This is a genomic window from Bartonella sp. MR168JLCBS, from assembly GCF_042194175.1.
The window spans coordinates 1-856 of the sequence record NZ_JBHIMP010000244.1 but is presented as its reverse complement, the minus strand read 5'-3'; the positions used below and the strand labels follow the sequence as shown (position 1 = coordinate 856).

Annotated in this window: 1 protein-coding gene; it reads left to right on the top strand. The window is 40.5% G+C overall.

The features are described 5' to 3' along the window. Nucleotides 1-102: 102 nt before the first annotated feature. Nucleotides 103-856 (top strand): DUF58 domain-containing protein (locus ACFIK8_RS10635; RefSeq protein ID WP_375669409.1); only part of this gene is annotated, 754 nt, incomplete at its 3' end.

Below are 856 nucleotides of genomic sequence, written 5' to 3'. Positions count from 1 at the left end.
TCAACCTATATTACAACACCGTATGGCACTCAATTTTTCTGCACATGCTGAAAATATAACCGTAAAAGACATTATCGATAATCTTGTGAAAGACATTCTCTAATGGCCATTGGCAAAAAAGTTTCAAAAGAATCTCCACTGTTACTCGCTGCCAAACCGCATAAAGATGCTGCTAAAATGCCGTATTTTCTTTTGCAAGCACACCATATCGCTAATACATTGATAAGCGGATGGCATGGACAACGTAAACGCGGTAACGGGGAAAATTTCTGGCAATTTCGCCCTTATATTGAAGGGGAAGCCATCACACGTATTGACTGGCGCCGCTCAGCGCGTGGTGAACATACTTACTTACGTGAATACGAATGGGAAAAGACACAAACAGTTTGGATTTGGCCTGATCAGAGCGCCTCTATGCATTATTGTTCGCGTTTTTCGCAAATTTCTAAAGGCAATCATGCCATCATTCTTGCCCTTGCATTAGCAAAACTTCTTGTACGCAGCGACGAACATATTGCTATCCCCAATTTAATGCCACCTACAAGAACATCCAATGTCATAGAACGTATGGCATTAACTTTGGCAAATCATCACACAGAAAATTCATTTCCAGATTTTTCAACCATAACACGTTTTTCACATGCCATCATCATGAGCGACTTTCTCGATGCTCCGGAAAAAATTATCCAGCATTTAACAGTTTTGTCTGCAAAACAAACCACTGCTCATTTAATTGAAGTTGCTGACCCCGCAGAAGAGCACTTTCCCTACACAGGACGTACAGAATTTTTTGATCCTGAAACAAAAGAAAAACGCGTTTTAGGAAAAGCAGAAAACTTCCGTGAACACTATTGCA